The sequence below is a fragment of the Moorena sp. genome (genome assembly GCF_982860115.1).
Genome location: NZ_CEYLVT010000012.1, coordinates 20,693 through 39,316, shown reverse-complemented (window position 1 = coordinate 39,316; position 18,624 = coordinate 20,693). Strand labels below are relative to the sequence as shown.

The 18,624-nt window shown below is 44.7% G+C and carries 13 protein-coding genes; 2 read left to right on the top strand and 11 right to left on the bottom strand.

The window, feature by feature from the left end; translation table 11 throughout:
• Positions 1-2 precede the first annotated feature (2 nt).
• From AC4II3_RS03895 to AC4II3_RS03875, 5 genes are all read right to left on the bottom strand, one after another.
• Positions 3-1,589 (bottom strand): SpoIID/LytB domain-containing protein, encoded by a 1,587-nt coding sequence (locus AC4II3_RS03895; RefSeq protein WP_488010153.1) that lies wholly within the window; start codon positions 1,587-1,589, stop codon positions 3-5.
• A gap of 324 nt (positions 1,590-1,913) precedes the next feature.
• A complete protein-coding gene (locus AC4II3_RS03890) occupies positions 1,914-5,213 on the bottom strand; it encodes a hybrid sensor histidine kinase/response regulator (RefSeq protein ID WP_488010141.1) in 3,300 nt (1,099 codons plus the stop codon).
• A gap of 208 nt (positions 5,214-5,421) precedes the next feature.
• Positions 5,422-6,177 carry a DUF1995 family protein gene (locus AC4II3_RS03885; RefSeq protein WP_488010143.1) on the bottom strand — a complete coding sequence of 252 codons (756 nt, stop codon included), beginning with the start codon at positions 6,175-6,177 and terminating at the stop codon, positions 5,422-5,424.
• A gap of 133 nt (positions 6,178-6,310) precedes the next feature.
• A complete protein-coding gene (locus AC4II3_RS03880) occupies positions 6,311-7,474 on the bottom strand; it encodes a cysteine desulfurase family protein (protein WP_488010146.1) in 1,164 nt (387 codons plus the stop codon).
• Between the two features lie 118 nt (positions 7,475-7,592).
• On the bottom strand, positions 7,593-7,973 hold the full coding sequence (locus tag AC4II3_RS03875; protein WP_488010148.1) for a DUF7682 family zinc-binding protein: 381 nt from the start codon (positions 7,971-7,973) through the stop codon (positions 7,593-7,595).
• A gap of 300 nt (positions 7,974-8,273) precedes the next feature.
• Here AC4II3_RS03875 and AC4II3_RS03870 point away from each other — a divergent pair, with 300 nt between their 5' ends.
• Together AC4II3_RS03870 and AC4II3_RS03865 are read left to right on the top strand one after the other, a co-directional pair.
• On the top strand, positions 8,274-9,641 hold the full coding sequence (locus tag AC4II3_RS03870; RefSeq protein ID WP_488010149.1) for a phospholipase D-like domain-containing protein: 1,368 nt from the start codon (positions 8,274-8,276) through the stop codon (positions 9,639-9,641).
• A gap of 344 nt (positions 9,642-9,985) precedes the next feature.
• Positions 9,986-11,137 carry an aspartate carbamoyltransferase catalytic subunit gene (locus AC4II3_RS03865; RefSeq protein WP_488010150.1) on the top strand — a complete coding sequence of 384 codons (1,152 nt, stop codon included), beginning with the start codon at positions 9,986-9,988 and terminating at the stop codon, positions 11,135-11,137.
• Positions 11,138-11,157: 20 nt separating this feature from the next.
• Here the strand turns inward: AC4II3_RS03865 and AC4II3_RS03860 are convergent, their stop codons facing one another.
• The 6 genes from AC4II3_RS03860 to AC4II3_RS03835 all read right to left on the bottom strand — a co-directional run bounded on the left by AC4II3_RS03860 (position 11,158) and on the right by AC4II3_RS03835 (position 18,438).
• Entirely contained in the window at positions 11,158-12,045 is an 888-nt protein-coding gene (locus AC4II3_RS03860) for a DUF8581 family protein (protein ID WP_488010151.1), read from the bottom strand.
• A gap of 67 nt (positions 12,046-12,112) precedes the next feature.
• Positions 12,113-14,185 (bottom strand): hypothetical protein, encoded by a 2,073-nt coding sequence (locus AC4II3_RS03855; protein WP_488010152.1) that lies wholly within the window; start codon positions 14,183-14,185, stop codon positions 12,113-12,115.
• Between the two features lie 1,173 nt (positions 14,186-15,358).
• Positions 15,359-16,432, bottom strand: coding sequence for a hypothetical protein (locus AC4II3_RS03850; protein ID WP_488017412.1), 1,074 nt, complete (start codon positions 16,430-16,432; stop codon positions 15,359-15,361).
• A 668-nt stretch (positions 16,433-17,100) separates the two neighbouring features.
• Positions 17,101-17,535 carry a hypothetical protein gene (locus AC4II3_RS03845; RefSeq protein WP_488013727.1) on the bottom strand — a complete coding sequence of 145 codons (435 nt, stop codon included), beginning with the start codon at positions 17,533-17,535 and terminating at the stop codon, positions 17,101-17,103.
• A gap of 99 nt (positions 17,536-17,634) precedes the next feature.
• Entirely contained in the window at positions 17,635-18,228 is a 594-nt protein-coding gene (locus AC4II3_RS03840; RefSeq protein WP_488013725.1) for a Maf family protein, read from the bottom strand.
• 42 nt (positions 18,229-18,270) lie between these two features.
• Entirely contained in the window at positions 18,271-18,438 is a 168-nt protein-coding gene (locus tag AC4II3_RS03835) for a hypothetical protein (RefSeq protein ID WP_488013724.1), read from the bottom strand.
• Between the last annotated feature and the right edge of the window lie 186 nt (positions 18,439-18,624).

The following is an 18,624-nucleotide window of genomic DNA, read 5'->3' as shown; positions in this document are numbered from 1 at the left end:
GACTAGGGCGTGACTAGTGCGCTGGCATTTTGCCAGAAGATAATAGAATTGTTCAAAGGCTGAATTTGAGTACCAGGATAATAGAAGCTGAGAATTTTTTCTGCGGACCAACCGAGTTTAGCTAAATTTTGGGAACCGTGTTGGCTAAAGCCAACCCCATGACCAAAGCCGCCACCTACGAACACGAAGCCTTTGAGGGTTTGGTTGGCTTTGTCATAAATCGGGTCTACGTAGAAGAGGGTGCTGCGGGGAGGACCAAAGGCGCTGCGGGCTTCATTTTTACTCAGCTCCAGCATACCCCGATCCGTTGTTACCGCCATTTTCAGCACTCGTCCTGCTGGTGAACGGTCTACCACTTCCATATGCTCAATGGTAGTGAAGTTGGCAAGGGGGTGTTTGGTTTTTTTGAGATAGCGTTGTAAATGGCTGGTGACTTGTTCCAAGGTATTGTTGTACTTCCAGCGGAATAAGTAACTGTTGTCAGTCTCATTAAATCCTTGCTTCAAGTTCATGAACTCACGGAAATTTTGTTCGTCTGCTAAGGATTTTTGTGACAAATTCCAGAGGGAGTATGGGGAGTCTACCACTGCTCTTAAGTAAGGACGTTCTGACCCATTCCAAACATCACTAAAAGGCGCACTGACTCCACCAGTTGCCGCTGAATACAGGGCATCTACTAACTCATTGTTGTAGGTCAGCACTAGACCTTTAGTAGCTGCGATCGCACGGTCAGCCACTGGATTGGTTTGATTTATTCCGAAATAAACCTGGCAGTGAGTATCGGCACAGAGTTCGTAACCGTCAACATTAAATCGGCGTCGGTTCCGCAAGGCGTAGGTGCGAGCAATAATGCTCTGGGCAGCTACGGTTGAATAGCGTGCTCCAGCTCCAATTTCGTGAGGTACTACACCGCGCAAATAGCTTTCTAGAGGTACCTGATTTACTAAGGTATAGTCACCATAGGCATTGGGCTGGATCCGTAGACTACCAGGATAAAGTCTTGTCCTACGGCTATTTTCTCCTTTGCTAACCCAGATCAGATTTTTGCCAGCAGTAATATCGATTTCCCGTCGATGGTAGCGATAGTCACCAATTACAAAGGAAGCATGGGGCACTTCGGTGACAACATTAGTATCGATATAGGCAGTGTTATCACCTTTGGCTTTGATACTTGCTAGCAGTAAACGTCGCAATAAAGGGGTTTGATAAACACTCCGTTTTGCCCACACCTGCCAGCGGTCAGGCTTGGCAATTTCCACCTCAATCCCCTTTTCCCGCCATTTATTGGCACTATCTTCTGCAGTTTCAAAGGTCCCATGGTTACTCAAGACCACGTACTCTTCGATCTGAGGCTGCTGTAAGGGTTTATTGACTATTTCCAGCTTGAGGCTGCTAAGCTGCTTGGTTTTCGGTTGCATATCACCGCCTAAAAATTTGACGGTTAGCTGATCGTCTGGGGCAGCTTTCAGGGTGAGCTTGTCAGTTTCTTCATCTCCAAAGCGCTGCACGACTCCCACTTTCAGTGGGATATCTGAGGCTTTGGCGGCTAACCCTGATAGGATAGGTAGTCCCCAAAACGATAGTGTCATCAATGGTATAAGGAAATGGGGATTGGAAGCTGGGGAATTGAGAGAGATCGGTTTTTTCGTGAACCCCACTATCCAATTGCGAAACCGACCTGTCTTACCCGATGCCGTATTTTGATGCGAATTCAAGTCAAACGCTTTTGTTGTCATTAGCTTATTTGTTAAAGTACCCAATCCATAATTCCCATTCCCCGATTCTAGATCCCGAAAAGTACGATCCTCCAGAGGTATTGTTACCCTAACCAGGTCTTTTCATGGTCTTTGGTTTGGGATTGGGATGATTTGGTTGAGGATGCTGCCCGCAGCTACCCATTGGGATTACCTGTGTTAATTACTTCGAGCTAACAACACTTCCCCTTGCCTGATTCGTTGGGCAGCATCTAGTAGCACGTCTTCTAGATAGGGTTTGGTAAAATAGCCTCTAGCACCGAGATCAGCAGCTACTTTCCGGTGTCGATCAGCCCCACGAGAGGTGAGCATGGCCAGGGGGATTTCGCACAAATCTGGGTCTTTTTGAAGGCGAGATAGCAGTTCTAGACCATCCATTCTGGGCATTTCAATGTCACAGAATACGATCTCGCAAGGCAAACCAGACCGGAGTTTATCCCACGCTTCTTGACCATCACGGGCTTGTTCTACCCGATAACCAGCTTTACTGAAGGTCATAGAAAGGAGTTCTCGGACTGTGATTGAATCATCCACAATCAACACCATGGGATCAGATTTGATTAGATTGGCCTCGGCTCCGGTGGCGGTTGGAGTTTCCATCCTTTGCCAGATCGCAACACCACCATCTTTACGAATCCGACCCATAGCAAGGTCAATCAGTTCTAAGACGTCAGCAATGGGCATCACGCGACCATCCCCTAAGACGGTCGCCCCGGTAATGCCTACTGGCTTGGGTGCAGGGCCTTCGATTTGCTTAATAACAATTTCTTGCTCCCCTAATACCTGATCAACTTCTACGGCGAGCATGTTACCTGTACTGCGCAGTACCACCACAGAAATCAGGTTGTCTTCCCGTTGGCTGCCATAGACACTAGCCCTGCTGAGTTGGCTATGGTAGGTCAGCAATTCTGAGAGGGGCTTGAATGGAATCTGGGTGTCCCGCCATTGAAGAAAGGCTTGACCTTGGGAATTGGTCTGAATGCAGTCAGGGGAGACATCCTGCATATCTTCCACCCCATCCATGGGAAAAGCAATTTTGGCGCGATCGCTTACACAGCAGAGGGCTTTACAAATACTCAGGGTCAGGGGTAAGCGAATGGTAAAGGTGGTTCCTTGCCCGAGAGTAGAGTCGATAGTAATGGTTCCCCGAATTTCACTTAAGCAGGTGCGCACCACATCCATACCTACTCCTCGACCTTTGGTGTCAGTCACTTTCTCAGCAGTGGTGAACCCAGGGTGGAAGATAAAATTGAACAACTCCAAGTCGCTCAGGGTTTTTGCCTCAGTTGGGGAAATCAGATTCTTTTCAAGGGCTTTAGCTCTAATTCGATTTGGATCAATGCCCCCCCCATTATCCGAAATGGAAATCACCGTCTGATTTCCCTGGTAGAATGCCCCGAGGGTGATTTTACCCGCCCTAGGCTTCCCTGCAGCCAACCGTTCCTCTGGTAGCTCAATCCCGTGGGTAATGGCATTGTTGACCAGGTGGGTCATAGGATCATAGAGGTGTTCCAAGATCATTTTATCAATCAAGGTTTCCCGCCCCTCAACGTGTAGCTCGGCTTCCTTGCCTTCCTGCAAGGAAATTTCCCTGACTGCACGGGGCATTCGGTCTGCTGCTTGGGCAAAGGGCACCATACGCGATCGCGTCAGTCCTTCTTGGAGTTGATTGGTTACCTGTCTGAGGGTACGAGTTACTTGGTCGGTTTCATCCACCAAAAACTCAATGTCAGATGCCGACTCCTTAACCCGGACAATCAGCTCAATGATTTCTTGGGATAGCAAATGGAAGCCTGTAAAGCGGTCCATTTCTAGGGGGTGATAATCTTCTAAGCTGGAGTAATTCTGGCTTCCTTGTTCCCGTTCTTGGATGCTTGTAGTTCGGTAAATCTTACTACTAGACAATAGGGAATTTTCCAGCAGGGTTCGCTCATACAAGTCCCGCATTTTCAAACCCACATCGTTTAGGCTCGATACCTGATGGGATAAATTATCTAAGAATTGCCGCAGCCGTTCTTGATCTTGCTCTAACGTATTGCGACCAACTACCAGTTCTCCCACTAAATTGCTCAGGGTGTCCAGTTGTTTAACCGGTACCCGCATGGTTTGTTCAAATAGCTTAGATCTCGGACGCCTTGTTTGGCGGGACAGCTCCTGATTTATCCCTCCTGGGATAGCCGATATGCTTTGATTTGCCTGCTCTAGCAAGTGCTCAAGGTCTTTAAAGTCATCATCTACTGAGTCCGGCTGATTGGTTTTCCGGGTTTCTTGGTCTAGGGAGTGGTTAGGTTCAGGGCTACTAGTTTCATTTAATAGGAGTTCTAGTTCATCAAATACTCTTGTCTGCTCCGATCCCACTTCAACAGTGGATAAGCTGACATCCAGGGGTTTTATACTGTCAAAATCAACGTTTTGGTAGTGGGTCGTAGCTTCTGCCAACAGCTGCTCTAATTGCTGCCATTGATCTTGGGTTGTTGGTAAGGGTTGTGGTGATGAATCTGGTAATTTGTTTGATTTTATGGGATCGGATTTTCTATTTTTTCCTTTTACACTTGAACTAAGACCAGGTGTAGACGGCTCACTGGGTCGATCTGAAGTCGAGGTGGGGTTTGAAGACCCTGTAATTGATGGGGATTTAATTGCTGGTTGGTCATGGTTTGCAGGGGGGTGAGTTGGAATCAGCTCCAACTCATTGACCAGATTGAAATCTAATTCATTGAGGTCGATGTGGGTGGGATCCGGGCGAGGGCTCTGGGTGGGCTCGACCTGCGGTGTGCTTGGTCGGATAGGCTGCTGTTTGCCCATCCCATAACTATCTAATTTTGTGGGAGGATTACTTTCTGAGCTTGAGCTATTTTCTTCAAAAAAGGTATCATCAAATAAACTGCTTAATTCATCCGCTGGGTTAGTTTTTTGAGTTAGGTTTGCCTCAGTACTCCCAACAGCAAATAATTCTTCAAGGTCTTTATCAGTCAGGCTTGGAGTAAGGTTAGGTTGAATCGCCTCTGGAGTTGACTCCCTTGACTGTAGTAACTCAAAAGCTGCTTCTTCTGGAAATTCCTCATCGAACAAACTGAGTAAATCTTCCTCGGTAGACTCTGCTGCCTCTGGAATGTCCAACCCATCAAGTTCTTTAATCAGGTCAGATAAATCCTTTGGTTCGTCTGTAGTTATAGAATTTTCTGATTGGCTAGACAACTGCTGGTTATCTGGAGCGATAATTTCTTCTTCTTGCCAGGTTTGATCCAAATCAGGGGTCTGACCTTCAAAGATATCAGCTAAGCTATTGAGTTCTGCCATGCCAACTTTTGGTTCTGCAGCATCATCGGACTCGATTTGGAGGATATCAGTGGTTGGTTGTTCTACTTCCTCTATATCCGGTATATCCTCGAGGAAGTTATCTAGCTTGAATTCGTCTTTGATTACTGCTGGTGGCTGAGCATCTAGGTTGTTAGACATTCGGAAAGCTAAAATTCCACATTACGCGATCATTTTTCACCTTTTGCCTTGGCAAGTTCGCCGCTTCCCTCTATGATAGTTCTAAAATTTCATCTCACTGACTAGCGAAGAGGTAGCTTAACACTCCCAGATCTATACAGACGAGGTTTTATTGCCTCCCTAGCTAGATTTTTTATAACGTTTTTCTGATCTGAGTTCAAGTGTGAGTTCAACGACTCAGAGCATTTAAGAATTTCTGGATACCTGAGAATAACGACTGTTTTTTTTGGGCAGATGGTATATTTTGAGCATCTTCTGGGCTAGTTGTGTTAGCTAGACTTGCCTTAAGTATAATTTGCTCAATAGCCTCTGCTGTCGGTTTGCTGGCTTCTTCAGTCACTAACTGGTACTCATCATCAATTTCTAGCCATACTTGCCACACAGAAGGGTAACAACGCCATAGAGCCCCTCCTGGAAAGGGTCGCAGATAATAACAAGACTCCAGAGTTTTCAGGAAGCGATCGCGCAACTGACGTGCGGCATAGCCAATCCCTACAATTGAGACATCTTCCAGCTGAGGATTTAGGATTACACAGGGGCGATCCCCAGCCAAATTACAAATCTTTTCCACTTGACCTACTTCCACGGCAGAGGGGCCTACTAGCAAGAAAACTTGGTCATCCTCATCAATTCTAGTTTCTGCTGGGGAGCGACTAGTGCCAACATCAGTAATTTTAAACGGTACCTCTCCCCAGTCACGACTGGCAAGGGCTGAAGCACCGGTATCAGGAAAGAAGATTTTCAGTCCGGAGCCATACTGCTCAAATATCGGAATAAATGCTTGAGCGATTGACTGGGCTTGCAGGGCAATTTCTGGAAAGACCAACTCCACTTGTACCCTGCTTTGACCGTCATCTAGGGCGGCTTTGGTCGCTTCTTTAGCTTGAGCGATCGCATCTTCTAAGCTCAAAGGAAGTTCATTCATGAGTCTATCTATGTGTTAATCAAAAACTCTAATATTAATGGCTTAAAAGAAAAAGGAAAACTAATGTCTTGCCACATTAATCCCGCCCAATCAACCCTACCCATAGGAGCAATTGAGCCTTTTTTGAACACAGTTAGACCTTGGATAATGCTGGTTGTGGCATCAGTCGTTCCAAAATTTGCTTGAGTACCATCACCGTCCAATCTACATCAGCTTCTGTGGTATCTCGCCCCAGTGTTAACCGAATTCCAGCCAAAGCAGCTGGAGCATTGTAACCCATTGCTAACAATATCGGACTCGGACTCAGTTTACCACTGTGGCAAGCGGAACCTGCACTAATCCCAATACCAGCCTGATTCAACTGGCGCACTATAGTTTTGCCAGTCACCCCCTCAGTAGGGGAAGTCACACAGAAACTAACATGATGGGGTAAGCGATAGTCTCTAGAACCAGTGGGAATGAGATTGGGGGTATCAGCCAGTTGGTCAAACATGCGATCGCGTAATCGAATTAACCGAGGTATCTCTGTTAGCATGTGCGCTGCTGCTAGTTCTGCTGCCATGCCAAACCCAGCAATTACTGGCAACGCCTGGGTTCCAGACCGCAATCGCGATTCTTGTCCACCACCGGAGATCAGGGGCACTAACTCCACACCAGGGCGGATATACAGTGCCCCTGATCCCATTGGACCATAAATTTTGTGACTGGAAATCGACAGCAAATCCACCGGTAGTTGTTGAACATCCATCGATAGCCGTCCGGCTACTTGAACTGCATCGGTATGAAACAGGACACCCTGTTGACGAGCAATTTGTCCGAGTTCATCAATAGGTTGGAGCGTACCTACTTCACTTTGACCGTAGATGACGGAGACTAAAACTGTATTTGCCTGTAGGGCAGCTTTTAAATCACCAGGATTGACCATTCCCACAGAATCCACTGGTAACCTAGTCACTTGCCAACCCCACTGTTCCAACCAGGCTACTGGTTGAGCGATCGCAGAATGCTCTACACTAGAAATAATGATATGCTGGGGTTTTTTGTAGCCTTGGGCAACCCCCATCACTGCCAAATTATCCGCTTCAGTACCACCAGAGGTAAATGTAACCGATTCCGCTGGTGCATTGATTAACCTAGCTACCTGTATTCTAGCTCGTTCCAGTACAATGGCCGCTCGCTGACCCCACTGGTGTAAGCTAGAAGGATTACCCCACTGCTGGGCAAGGACATCTTGCATAGTTTTAATGACTTCTGGGCGTGGTGGTGTGTTGGCGCTATAGTCCAGATAAATTTGCATGGGTTTTCAGGCAACCAGCTATCTCTACCTTCAGCATATAACCTTTCCAGGTCTCTATCCAACTGATGACTAATAACTGATGACTAATAATTAGTGACTAATAACTGATGACTAATAACTAACCACCTGGTTTTCCAACATTATAGTCCTCGTGGGAAAGAACCGCGTGAGGAACCAATAAGCTACCCTGGTCGTGACAAATCATTCGGTAGTTGCGAGTTACAGGAATACTGATGATCCAGCGGTTGTGGCGCAGCCGCTTGCCACCAAATTGTCTGTAATCTTGGTGATTCTCCAAACCAGCAATTATCCCACGGGCTTTGACAACCACATGGGTAGGAAGGTTTTTTAAGTCAATGGGATCATCTTCAAAACTAGACTCCCACTGCTGTTTTTGCTGTTTTTTCTCTTCCCGTGCTCGGTTTTTTTGATCACATCGGTGGCATGTTTTACCATACCCCTTGTGGCCACACGGGAATGTTTTCTTTCGTCTTGGCATAAGACACTAGTTCGGGTTAAAGTCCCTAACCCGCTAATTAGGCTTCGGTGTAAGCCATTCCATAAAAAAAAGGCAATTAGGGGGGGTAGTTGACAAGATGGCAACTGATATCCCCTGGTATTTTATGTTAATTCAACAACTGCATCTATTTGAAGATTGTGCTGTTAGCATGGGGAAATCAGCTATCCAATCGGGTTTTTTGATGCCTTGAGTTCCCAACCAGCGTGCATTTACTGGAATTTGTATTATCTTTTGCTGATACTATTGATTTTGTGTGGCTGTCAACAAGCTCAGCCACAGATGTCTCTTGAACCCCCTCTGCCCCAAGACCCTTGGGTTCAGGCTTACTTTAATCATAGTAGGTCAGCCCAATACACCGATTCTTACCGGGGAGTAACTCGGAACGGAGATAACTTGGAGCAAGTGATTGTGGATGCGATCGCATCAGCAAAGTCAACAGTAGATGTGGCGGTTCAGGAGTTGCGTATGCCCAGAATTGCCCAAGCTTTAGTAGAACGTAAGCAAGCTGGTGTCAAGGTCAGAGTCATTTTAGACAATAACTACAGTCTTCCAGTCAGTAAACGAACCGCTGAGTCAGTAGCAAAACTGCGCCAAAGAGAACGCTCACGCTACAATGAGTCCCTAATATTGATCGACCGTGACGGAGATGGTCAGCTGAGTGCAACGGAAATTTCACAAGGAGACGCTTTAATCATCTTAGGAAATGGTGGTGTACCTATGATTGATGACACAGCGGATGGTTCTCGGGGCAGTGGCTTAATGCATCATAAGTTTATAGTTATTGATAACAAAGTTTCTATTATTACCTCAGCAAACTTCACTCTTAGTGATCTACATGGTGACTTTCAGTTTCGAGAAAGTCGTGGCAATCCCAACAATCTACTTAAGATTGACAGTGTAGAGTTAGCTAACCAATTCACCCAGGAATTTAACGTGATGTGGGGGGATGGTGCTGGCGGTAAACCAGATAGTAAGTTTGGTCTCAAGAAGCCATGGCGACCAGTAGAGCAAGTGACACTGGGAGATACAACTGGGGGGGATACAACTGTGGGGGATACAACTATCGCTATCAAATTTTCTCCAACCTCCACTACCAAACCTTGGCATCAGAGTAGCAATGGTGCCATCGCTCAAATCCTTCCTCAGGCTAGGGAAACCATTAACATCGCTTTATTTGTCTTTTCTGAGCAACGGCTAACCAATGTTTTAGAGGAATCCCATCAACAGGGTGTTAAGGTCAAAGCGCTAATTGAGCCAAGTTTTGCCTTTCGCTATTACAGTGAGGGTTTGGACATGATGGGAGTAGCTGTTGCTCACAAGTGTAAATATGAGACTGGTAACCGTCCTTGGCGTCAACCGATTGCTACTGTCGGTGTGCCTCAGTTGCCAGAAGGAGATGTCTTACATCACAAATTTGCCATTCTCGATGGAAAGATAGTGATTACAGGCTCTCACAACTGGTCAAAAGCAGCAAATACCAGGAACGATGAGACGGTGTTAGTTATTCATAGCCCGATCGTGGCTGCCCATTTTGAGAGGGAGTTTCAACGCCTCTATGGCAAAGCAGTGAAGGGAGTACCAGTTACAGTTCAGCAAAAGATTAAAGCACAACAACAAAAATGTGTGCCTGTTGATCCACATTCTTGAGTAGAGCATACAATTGAACAGTTGGCATGACGGGTTATACCCCTTAATTTAAATTGAAAATGGTCTGTTGGGTTTTGTCGTTAGTAATTAGTCATTGGTAAAACTTCCACCAATCTGTCATGACCTGTTCACAAATCCGTGTTGTCCGAACATTAAACCAGCTTTTTTCCTTAACACAGGTTTGCGCTGAGGTTATCTTAGGTGTTGGGGCTCAATAATACTAAGTAGGTAATACTGCTCGACCTGCTAACTTTAATCGATATCTAGGGTTTTCCTGGGTGTCAGAAATTCTCAAAGCTGTTAGGAGCAGCAAAGCTAAATTATTGAATTGCTTGACGACTTATATGGCAAATGCCACCTGGACTCGCCGCCATATTCTTGCCCTGGCTGATTTTACGCCAGATGAATACAATACAGTCTTACAAACTGCCGCTAGCTTTCGGGAGGTACTGTCCCGACGCACCAAAAAGGTACCTGCACTACAGGGTCATGTGGTTGCGAATTTGTTTTTTGAACCATCAACCCGTACTCGTAGCAGTTTTGAACTAGCAGCTAAACGTCTTTCTGCTGATATCCTAAACTTTGCACCAGGAACATCTTCCTTAAGCAAAGGCGAAACGATTCTTGATACAGCAAAGACTTACCTGGCAATGGGAACTAATATGATGGTGATTCGCCATCGGCAGGCGGGAGTTCCTCAAATTATTGCTACTGAGATGAATCGACTCGGTGTCCAGGTAAGTGTACTTAACGCTGGTGATGGTCAACATGAACATCCTTCTCAAGGATTGCTGGATTTGTTTACAATTTGTTCTTGCTTAGACTGGGACAATCCCCGCATAGAACTGCTTGCTGGAAAAAAAATTACCATTGTTGGAGATATTTTGCACTCACGAGTTGCCCGTTCCAATATCTGGAGTCTCCTGGCGACAGGAGCAGAGGTTCATCTCGCTGGACCACCTACTCTACTTCCGCAATTATTTGCTGAATACAGTAGTACTCGTCTCCAACAACCTAGGGAAAAACAACAGCAACAGTTATTGGCTAAGTCTAGCCTTGCTCACCAGAGGCAGTACACCGAAACCCCTCTGATTTTAAAAACAACGGTACCGATCACAAGTCAAGCTAGCCATTCCCTTACGTCTACGCAACAGTTACCAATTGCTGATCCTAAGCTATATGTTCACTGGGACATTGAACCAGCACTAAAAGATGCTGACTTTGTCATGACCTTACGGCTGCAAAAAGAACGTATGACAAGTCATTTGTTGCCTAGTTTGAGAGAATATCATCAGCGTTATGGAATTACCACGGAGCGCCTCCAACTTTGCCAACCCAATGTTCACATTCTCCATCCTGGCCCAGTTAACAGAGGCGTTGAAATTAGTTCTGAGCTGATGGATGATCCCGATATTAGCTTAATCCCTCAACAGGTGACTAGTGGAGTTGCGGTTAGGATGGCGTTGCTTTACTTAATCGGTAGTGGTAAGTTTTGACATTTCATACACTGAGTGCGTTAATTGCGCCAAGGTAAACTCTGACCATTACCCCATTTAACTGACGCCTGTACCAAACCCAAAATAAATTCTAGCAATCCTCTCCACTGCTGTTGACTAGCAGTGACTCCTTGCTTATGGATGTGTAGAATCAAATCTCGATCAGGATGGTTAACAATTTCCTGAGCATAGCGGTTGATCACATCACCATCTAGTTGAATCACAGTTTGGGCGCAAATTAAATCATTGATTGACTTGACATTTGCCGGTTGGTGTGAATTAGTTTTTAGCAATGCCTGATTTCGACTATCCAGTGCTGCTTTCAGTTCACTGAGCTTACGCACACAACGTAAGAAACGATGGTTCTTAAGAATCTGTTGCGCTTGAAGCATTTCCTCAGAACTGCTGGTTTGAGTGGGGTTTGGTAGTCGGGTGTTAATTTGGTGCAGTTCTACTGTGGGATCGGTGAGGATTTCTTGGCTTCCTCTAGCCTGGTCTACAACAGTGGGATCATACAAGGGTGAATTGGGATCACTCAGAAGCACGGTATACTCTAGTTCCAAGGTTTTACGTAACTCAAGGTAGCGATCGCGTAAAGACTGATGAATTCCCTGTTGCTCTAGATAGTCTGCTGAGATCGGGTAAATATCTCGGTAGGTTTCCCAGGGGATGAACTTATCTCCCTTAATTTCCTCCACTACCATGGTGTTAACTTCTAACGCTGTGATGTCAATCAAGACATCCCCCAAAGAGCTATAAAATTCATCTAGGGTTTGACCTAATCTAGAAGTAACATCAGGTGCGACCCGTGACGAATTTAATTCGCCACGGGTCGCACCTGGTTTTAAAGATGATATTGCATCAGTAGTTGCTGGTTGCTTACGGTTTCTGGTCTTGGTCACGGCCATGGTAATAATATATGAACTACCCTAATATAAGTGGATATAAGTGGAGGAATTATCGATTTCAACTAAACTAATCCTGTTGTTTACGTGGTTTCTTAATAAATAGTGACTCTTCCAGGCTAGACCAATTATCATCATCAAGTTTTATGGGCTCAGGTTCAGTCTGTTGTGCCACAGGAAAGTCAAACAAGTCTTCCATGAGGTCCTCAGATGCTTTCTCTGATTGATCGGTGATATCAGAGATTTCTAGAAACGGATCTAACTCTTGAGATTCATCCTGATTAAAGTTATGGTCATCAGTTAGGTCATTTGTCAGTTCTGAAGTATCTGGATCTTCCGAAGGTGCCGATAGATCCAAACTATTTCCTAGAGATGGATAAGATTCCAGTTCATCAGTTGCGAAATCATCCCAGTCTTCATCAAGTTCTAAATCTGTTGCTGATCCATTGAGATTGCTTGGTGCAGTGAACGGATTAGCGTTTTTCGTTAATTTCTCCCACTCATTATCCTCAGAGACATCCAATGAATCTATCTCAGGAGTTGTCAATTCTAGTGATGACTCCTCCGGTTGTTCCAACATCCAATCATCCCAATCCTCATTTTCTTCTAGCTCCAATGATTCTAGGCTGAGCAGGTTAGGGTTTTCATCAATCTGTTGTGTATCTTCTTTAAACAAATCACCCCATTCATCTTCTAATTCTTGGTTTGAAGCTTCAGTTGTGGGTTCTGGTGATGGGGGCGTTGACTCCAAATCTTCTAATGTCAGGAGTTCCCAATTTTGATTATCCACTGCATCGGATGACTTTAAATCAGGTTCCGATTGTTCTTCAACGAATTCCTGCCATTGTTGATCAATTTCTGCCTCTGAAACGTCTTGGTCAGTTAGTTGCTCATCAGGCACAGACTCCAGTAATTCCCACATCGAGTCATCCCAATCGTCCTGTTCAGTTTCCGGTTCTAATGCCTGGGTGCTATCTGTCGATGGCATCAGTGAGGATTCCAGTTCTGCAGAGGGGACTTCTAGCACTTCAGGCTCAGTTTGTAGGAAAGTGTCGGGACTAGCCTGGGTTTCTTCTGGAACTGGGGGTGGAGGTACCAAGATTGACTCCAGTTCTGGTGCCGTATCCGGTAGAAAGTCAGAACTAATCTCTGTTTCTTCGTCAATGGGGGGTGGAGGTACCAAGACTGACTCCAGTTCTGGTGCCGTATCTGGTAGAAAGTCAGAAATAATCTCTGTTTCCTCTTCAATGGGGGGTGGAGGTACCAAGACTGACTCAGTTTCTGACCACCTATCCTCTAGGAAGTTTGCTATTGCTTCTTCCTCCTCCAATTCACTAATCTCTGGCAATTCAGTAGTCTCTGGAAACAAACCAGCATCAGAAACGACTTCATCGACTACTTCATCGACCAATCCAGGTTTTATGATTGGCTCAGTTACGGTGTAGGGATTAATCAATGAATCATCAAGGTTCCCTGGGGTAGGAGCTGTTACTGACTCAAGGTCAGCAGAGATGGTTGGGGGTATCTCTGGTGCTGCCTCAGTCGGTTCTACTTCCGCTGGGGGAGGTTCTGCTACTAATTCCGAGGCAGAGGCAACTGCTGCTGCTGCCAATCCAGTCCCCAAAACGGCTTTAGTAACTGTATCGACAGGATGCTGTGTTTGTGACTCGACTGACTCGACTGACTCGACTGACTCTATGGCTACTCTAGTTTCAGTTACCGGTTCTATGCTTGGTAATAAATGGGTTTCACCCCTAGGGGATTCAGGCTCTATAACCCCAGTAGTGCTAGTTGGGTAACCTAGAGTGAGTAGAACCTCAAAGAGCTTATGCAGACTCTTAAGGTTGCTCTGAATAATTTGATTGCCTTGAGCCACTTGATCATTGTGAAATTGCCGCAGTTCCCTATAGCGACCATTGCCGATAAACTGGTCTCCCACTTCATTGTCGATGGCACCGTTAATGGTATCAATGCGGGTACACATACGATGACCAGGTTTTGCTTGGGCTGCATCTAAATCAGCATTGGTGTCGGCTACCCAGGTGGTAATTTTCAAATCAACTGCTTCGCTCAGGGCTAGGACAAGAGCCTCTTTAATATTCCCTGTCTTAAGGTATTGTCTGAAGTCATCGCTAGGAGCCATAATACTATACTCGCGCTTATTAGGGTAGTTTTGTAATTTAGTTTAGATTGACTAATTATGAATAATTTTTAATATTCCCACAGCCACCCTTGGGTTGTAATCATGGGATTATTTAAAAGATATAGCTGTTGTTGAGAGTTTCTTGCTGACTGTGAACACCCAACCGTCAACCGTCAACAAACACTCGGTTACTTACAATTATTTAGGTTAAATATATATCAGATGACAACGAATTGAGCAACCTAGCAGCGCCCATTACTGCTGAACACTTTGTCTGTCGCCGAAGTAGCAGATCACCCCAATACATGGATTCAATGTTAGGCTTAGTGGGTTAGCATTCAGCCAGCAGTTGCCTCACGTCATACCCGATAGGGGAGCGGTTGTTGAATGGGAACCAGGAATTAATTTTAATTTTTACCGAACATATAAGAAGTTACTGGATTACATAGCAGAAAAATCTGGGGCAGTAACAACGATCAATTTTATTACAAGTCAGGCCGAACGTGTTCCTCACTATAAAACGTGCCCTGAGGAAATCCAGTTATTGATAGTCCTGTAACCAATAGTACCTCCTTCGCCCAGGGTCTCCAAAGGAGAAAGAAGTTTTAGTAGCCTGCTGGGGTGCTAGAAGCCTACCCTTACAAGGGTAGAGAAGTGTAGGAGCGTCAATCGGTCATCAACTTTTAGAACGGGGTTATGCACTGGCAGTAAAAATTGATTCAAAACCCGATGAGTACATGGAAGACGGGCTATTGGTATACCCATCAATCCAGCAGGTTTATAGCGCTACGCGCCAGGCATGCTAGCAATAGGCATGAAGCGCAATAGTGAAGAAAAAAGCTTACTAATCAAGGGATTGAGCTATTTTATTTTTCATTCATTTGTCTTAACCATAGTGCGTAGTGCTATATCAGTACACCGTCTTTTGATGGATCAACAAACTATAAGCTGTTAGGGATTAAAATCCCTAACAGCTTAGTACAAAAAAGCTGAAAACCCACACCGGTGAGTTGGTGTTAGTTATCAACTAGTTTATCTAACTTTTTAAAGTTATCTAGCTTTTTAAATTTGTTTAATGGTTATCTATGGGTAAAGGGTAAAGGTTAAATAAAAACTAATAACACCTTTAACCTTTCTCACCTTAAGGTAAAACTAGTGAACCCTATGTATCTATCAGTTGCAGTTGAACATTGCGCTTTCCACTACACCTACACTGGGTCGCATCGTACCGAAGTTTCCGTCTACTGGTCTAAAAGCTAGTCCAGCTACCTCTGGGGGTGCACTTGACAAATCAACGGTTAAGTCATAACTAAAGGTTCCACCAACAGCTACAGTGCCTGATGGTGCGGAATTGAAAATATACTCCAGTTCGTATGGGACATAATCACCGGTTGCGTTTGTTGACCATAGTTGCAAGGTATCTTCAGGATAGTTACTGAAATTCATTTCTCGGTCACCGTTGTTGCGTACAACAACCTGCATTGAGATGCCTTTAATACCTGAAAAACTAGGTTCGCTTTCGTACCAATAGGATTGGGCTGCAAGATTTTGAGGACAGGTTTTGTCTTGACAGCAATCGCAATCTCCATCTGCTAATTGTAAACTGCCTGAAGAAAAGGCATCAAAGGCAAAACCAACTACGTTACTTCTGGGTCTTTCACTGTGAAGTTTGATAGACTTAATCACTGGTTTGAGAAAACTGAAATACCATTCAGTGGCACGCCCATCACCTGATTCGTAATCTGCACCTGTAGGTGCTGGATCAGTGTATTCTTTAGTTCCGCCATTGGGAAGTGGGTTCCCATCTTCACCCCGAGCTGTTATGGTGAAGCTCTCCTGGTAGGTTCCTTCAAGATCAAGAATCAAGCCACTAGCTGTTTGCACAGGAGTTGTGTAGGTGATAATTAAATCAACTGGTTCTCCAACAGCTTGGTCAGTTACGATAAAATACTGACCTACCATTTCATTGTCCTCGGCAGAGACAGCATTAGCTCCGTTAGAAGAATAGAAAGCTACTAACTCTGAATCACCTACTTTGGCAAGTACAGGAAATTCCGTACCCTCTTCGTTAGTGGAAAATGTAACACCATACTCTGCTTCAAACTGTGTACTGATTTCCACTCCTGGTGCAAGTGTATCTACTCCAGGAACAGATTCAAAATCAATTATGGAAGTAGCCCAGGCATTAGGGCTAATCAAAAGCGCGGCACAAAACAATAGTGCTGCTAACAAAAGAATCTTTTTCATTGTGATCCTTGACAGGCTTAATTTGACTACACTTTTAGCTTGCAGTCATAAAAAATCATTAACCAGTGGCAATCCTATCAAATTTACTTTGATTCAACAAGAAAAAAACATTAACAGGATTTGGGCAATTATCCAATTATCATAAAAACTGTGACAATGAAAGATTTATTATAAAACTTTACATCGTGTTCGATTTGCAAAATATATCCTCTAGATCCTCGAATTGTGCTAAAATAACCTTAAATCTTGGCTCAGGGGGTGACAAGCGCTCTTTAAAATCTTACAGGGGTTAGGTTAATGGGGTTAGGTTTTAGGTAAGATTGCCCTTGCGGGATGAATTGATTAAAACTATCTATGCAGTTGGATTGGTGAAAATTGCTTCAACTGCTGGAAAATACAACAACACGAGTTGCGCTCATTAAACCCAAAACCTAAAACCTAAAACCTAAAACCTGCCTAGGTTTGAGCTTTGTTGTCACCCTTTGAGAAATCTTGGACTCTGTTACTTCTGCGATGGAGATAAAAGTCTCAGGTTTAGTTTTGACAAGGAGTCGGATGGGCCACTGTCAGACTTGGCATTCAACTAGCATCTGATTTCCCATCTCCCCATCTCCCCATCTCCCCATCTCCCCACAACTCCCACACTTCCCACACTTCCTTCTGTTTCCTTATTCCCTATTCCCTTTTTTAGTAGATAGCCTAGAGCTACTATCAGTAGCTAGATCAGAGCCTTGAGGTAGCCGACCCATGGTAGTACTCAGAACAGTAAACAGTTGTTGCAAATTTTCCAAATTTTGCTGAATAGTCTGGCGTCCTTGTTGTACCTGCTGTAGGTGAAATTGCTTCAGTTCAGTGTAAGGCCCATTGCCCATAAACTGTGAACCAACTTCGTTGTTGATTTCACCATCAATAATATTCATGCGAGTACGCATTTGGCAATCAGAGGTTGGCTGGTCTAGCTCGGCTGAGGAATGAGGAGCTGGGCTAGATGAGGATACCCAAGTGGTAATTTCTAACTCCACGGCTTCACCTAGGGATAGGGTCAGGGCATCCCTAATGTTACCTGCCTTGATTTGTTGTTTAAAGTCGTCTTTAGTGGTCATAGATTTTTTTGTTGCCCTAATCCTTAGTTCTTAGTTTTTAGTAGTCAGCTAACAGTCTACTGGTAATTACAACAAATGACTAATCACCAATTACTATGCCTATTTCCAAAAATCAGTAACTTCATATCCTAGTTCCTTTAACATTTGATGGAGTAGGGGTAAGCTAAGACCAATAACATTACTATGACAGCCTTCGATTTTGTCAACAAAGAGTCCCCCTCTACCTTCCAAAGCAAAGGCACCAGCACATTTAAGGGGTTCACCAGTAGCAACATAGGCTTCTATAGCGCGATCGCTTACATTGGCAAAATAAACTCGAGTTACACCACAGCGCACTATGGTTTTGTTCCGAGATAAGTCAATTAAAGCATGACCTGTATAGAGTTCTCCAGTAGTCCCTCGCATCTGTTGCCAACGAGCGATTGCTTCAGAGGGGTTAGGGGGTTTGCCATAAATCCTACCCTCCATACTCAATACAGAATCACAGCCTAATACCAGAGCGTCACTAAATTGATCAGCAACAGTTTTTGCTTTTTGTTCAGCTAGAATCTGCACTAAGGTTGCTGGCTCTGGATGCTGCACTTGAGATTCGTCAAAATTGCTTTGGCAGACCACCGGTTCAATACCAGCAGTTTGCAATAATCGTTTGCGAGCTTTAGAAGCTGAAGCTAATACAAAAGTTGGCACATCCATATAGCAATTTTCAGAAACGTTTGAGCGACATTGCTTATTTTTTTAAGGCAAGAGGCAATGGGCAATGGGCAATAGGCAAGAGGCAATGGGCAAGAGGCAATAGGCAATGGGCAATAGGCAATAGGGTTTTAATGCAATCAGCGTCAAAGAAGACTGTACCTGATCAGCACGCCTTTGGCGAACAACTAAACAACCTGTAACCTTGGCCAAAAGGCCACGGGTGCGCGTTCAACCAAACAACCTGTAACCAACCACCAAACAACCTGTAACCAACAACTAAACAACCTGTAACCAACAACCAAACAACCTGTAACCAACCACCAAACAACCTGTAACCAACAACCAAACAACCTGTAACCAACAACCAAACAACCTGTAACCAACAACCAAACAACC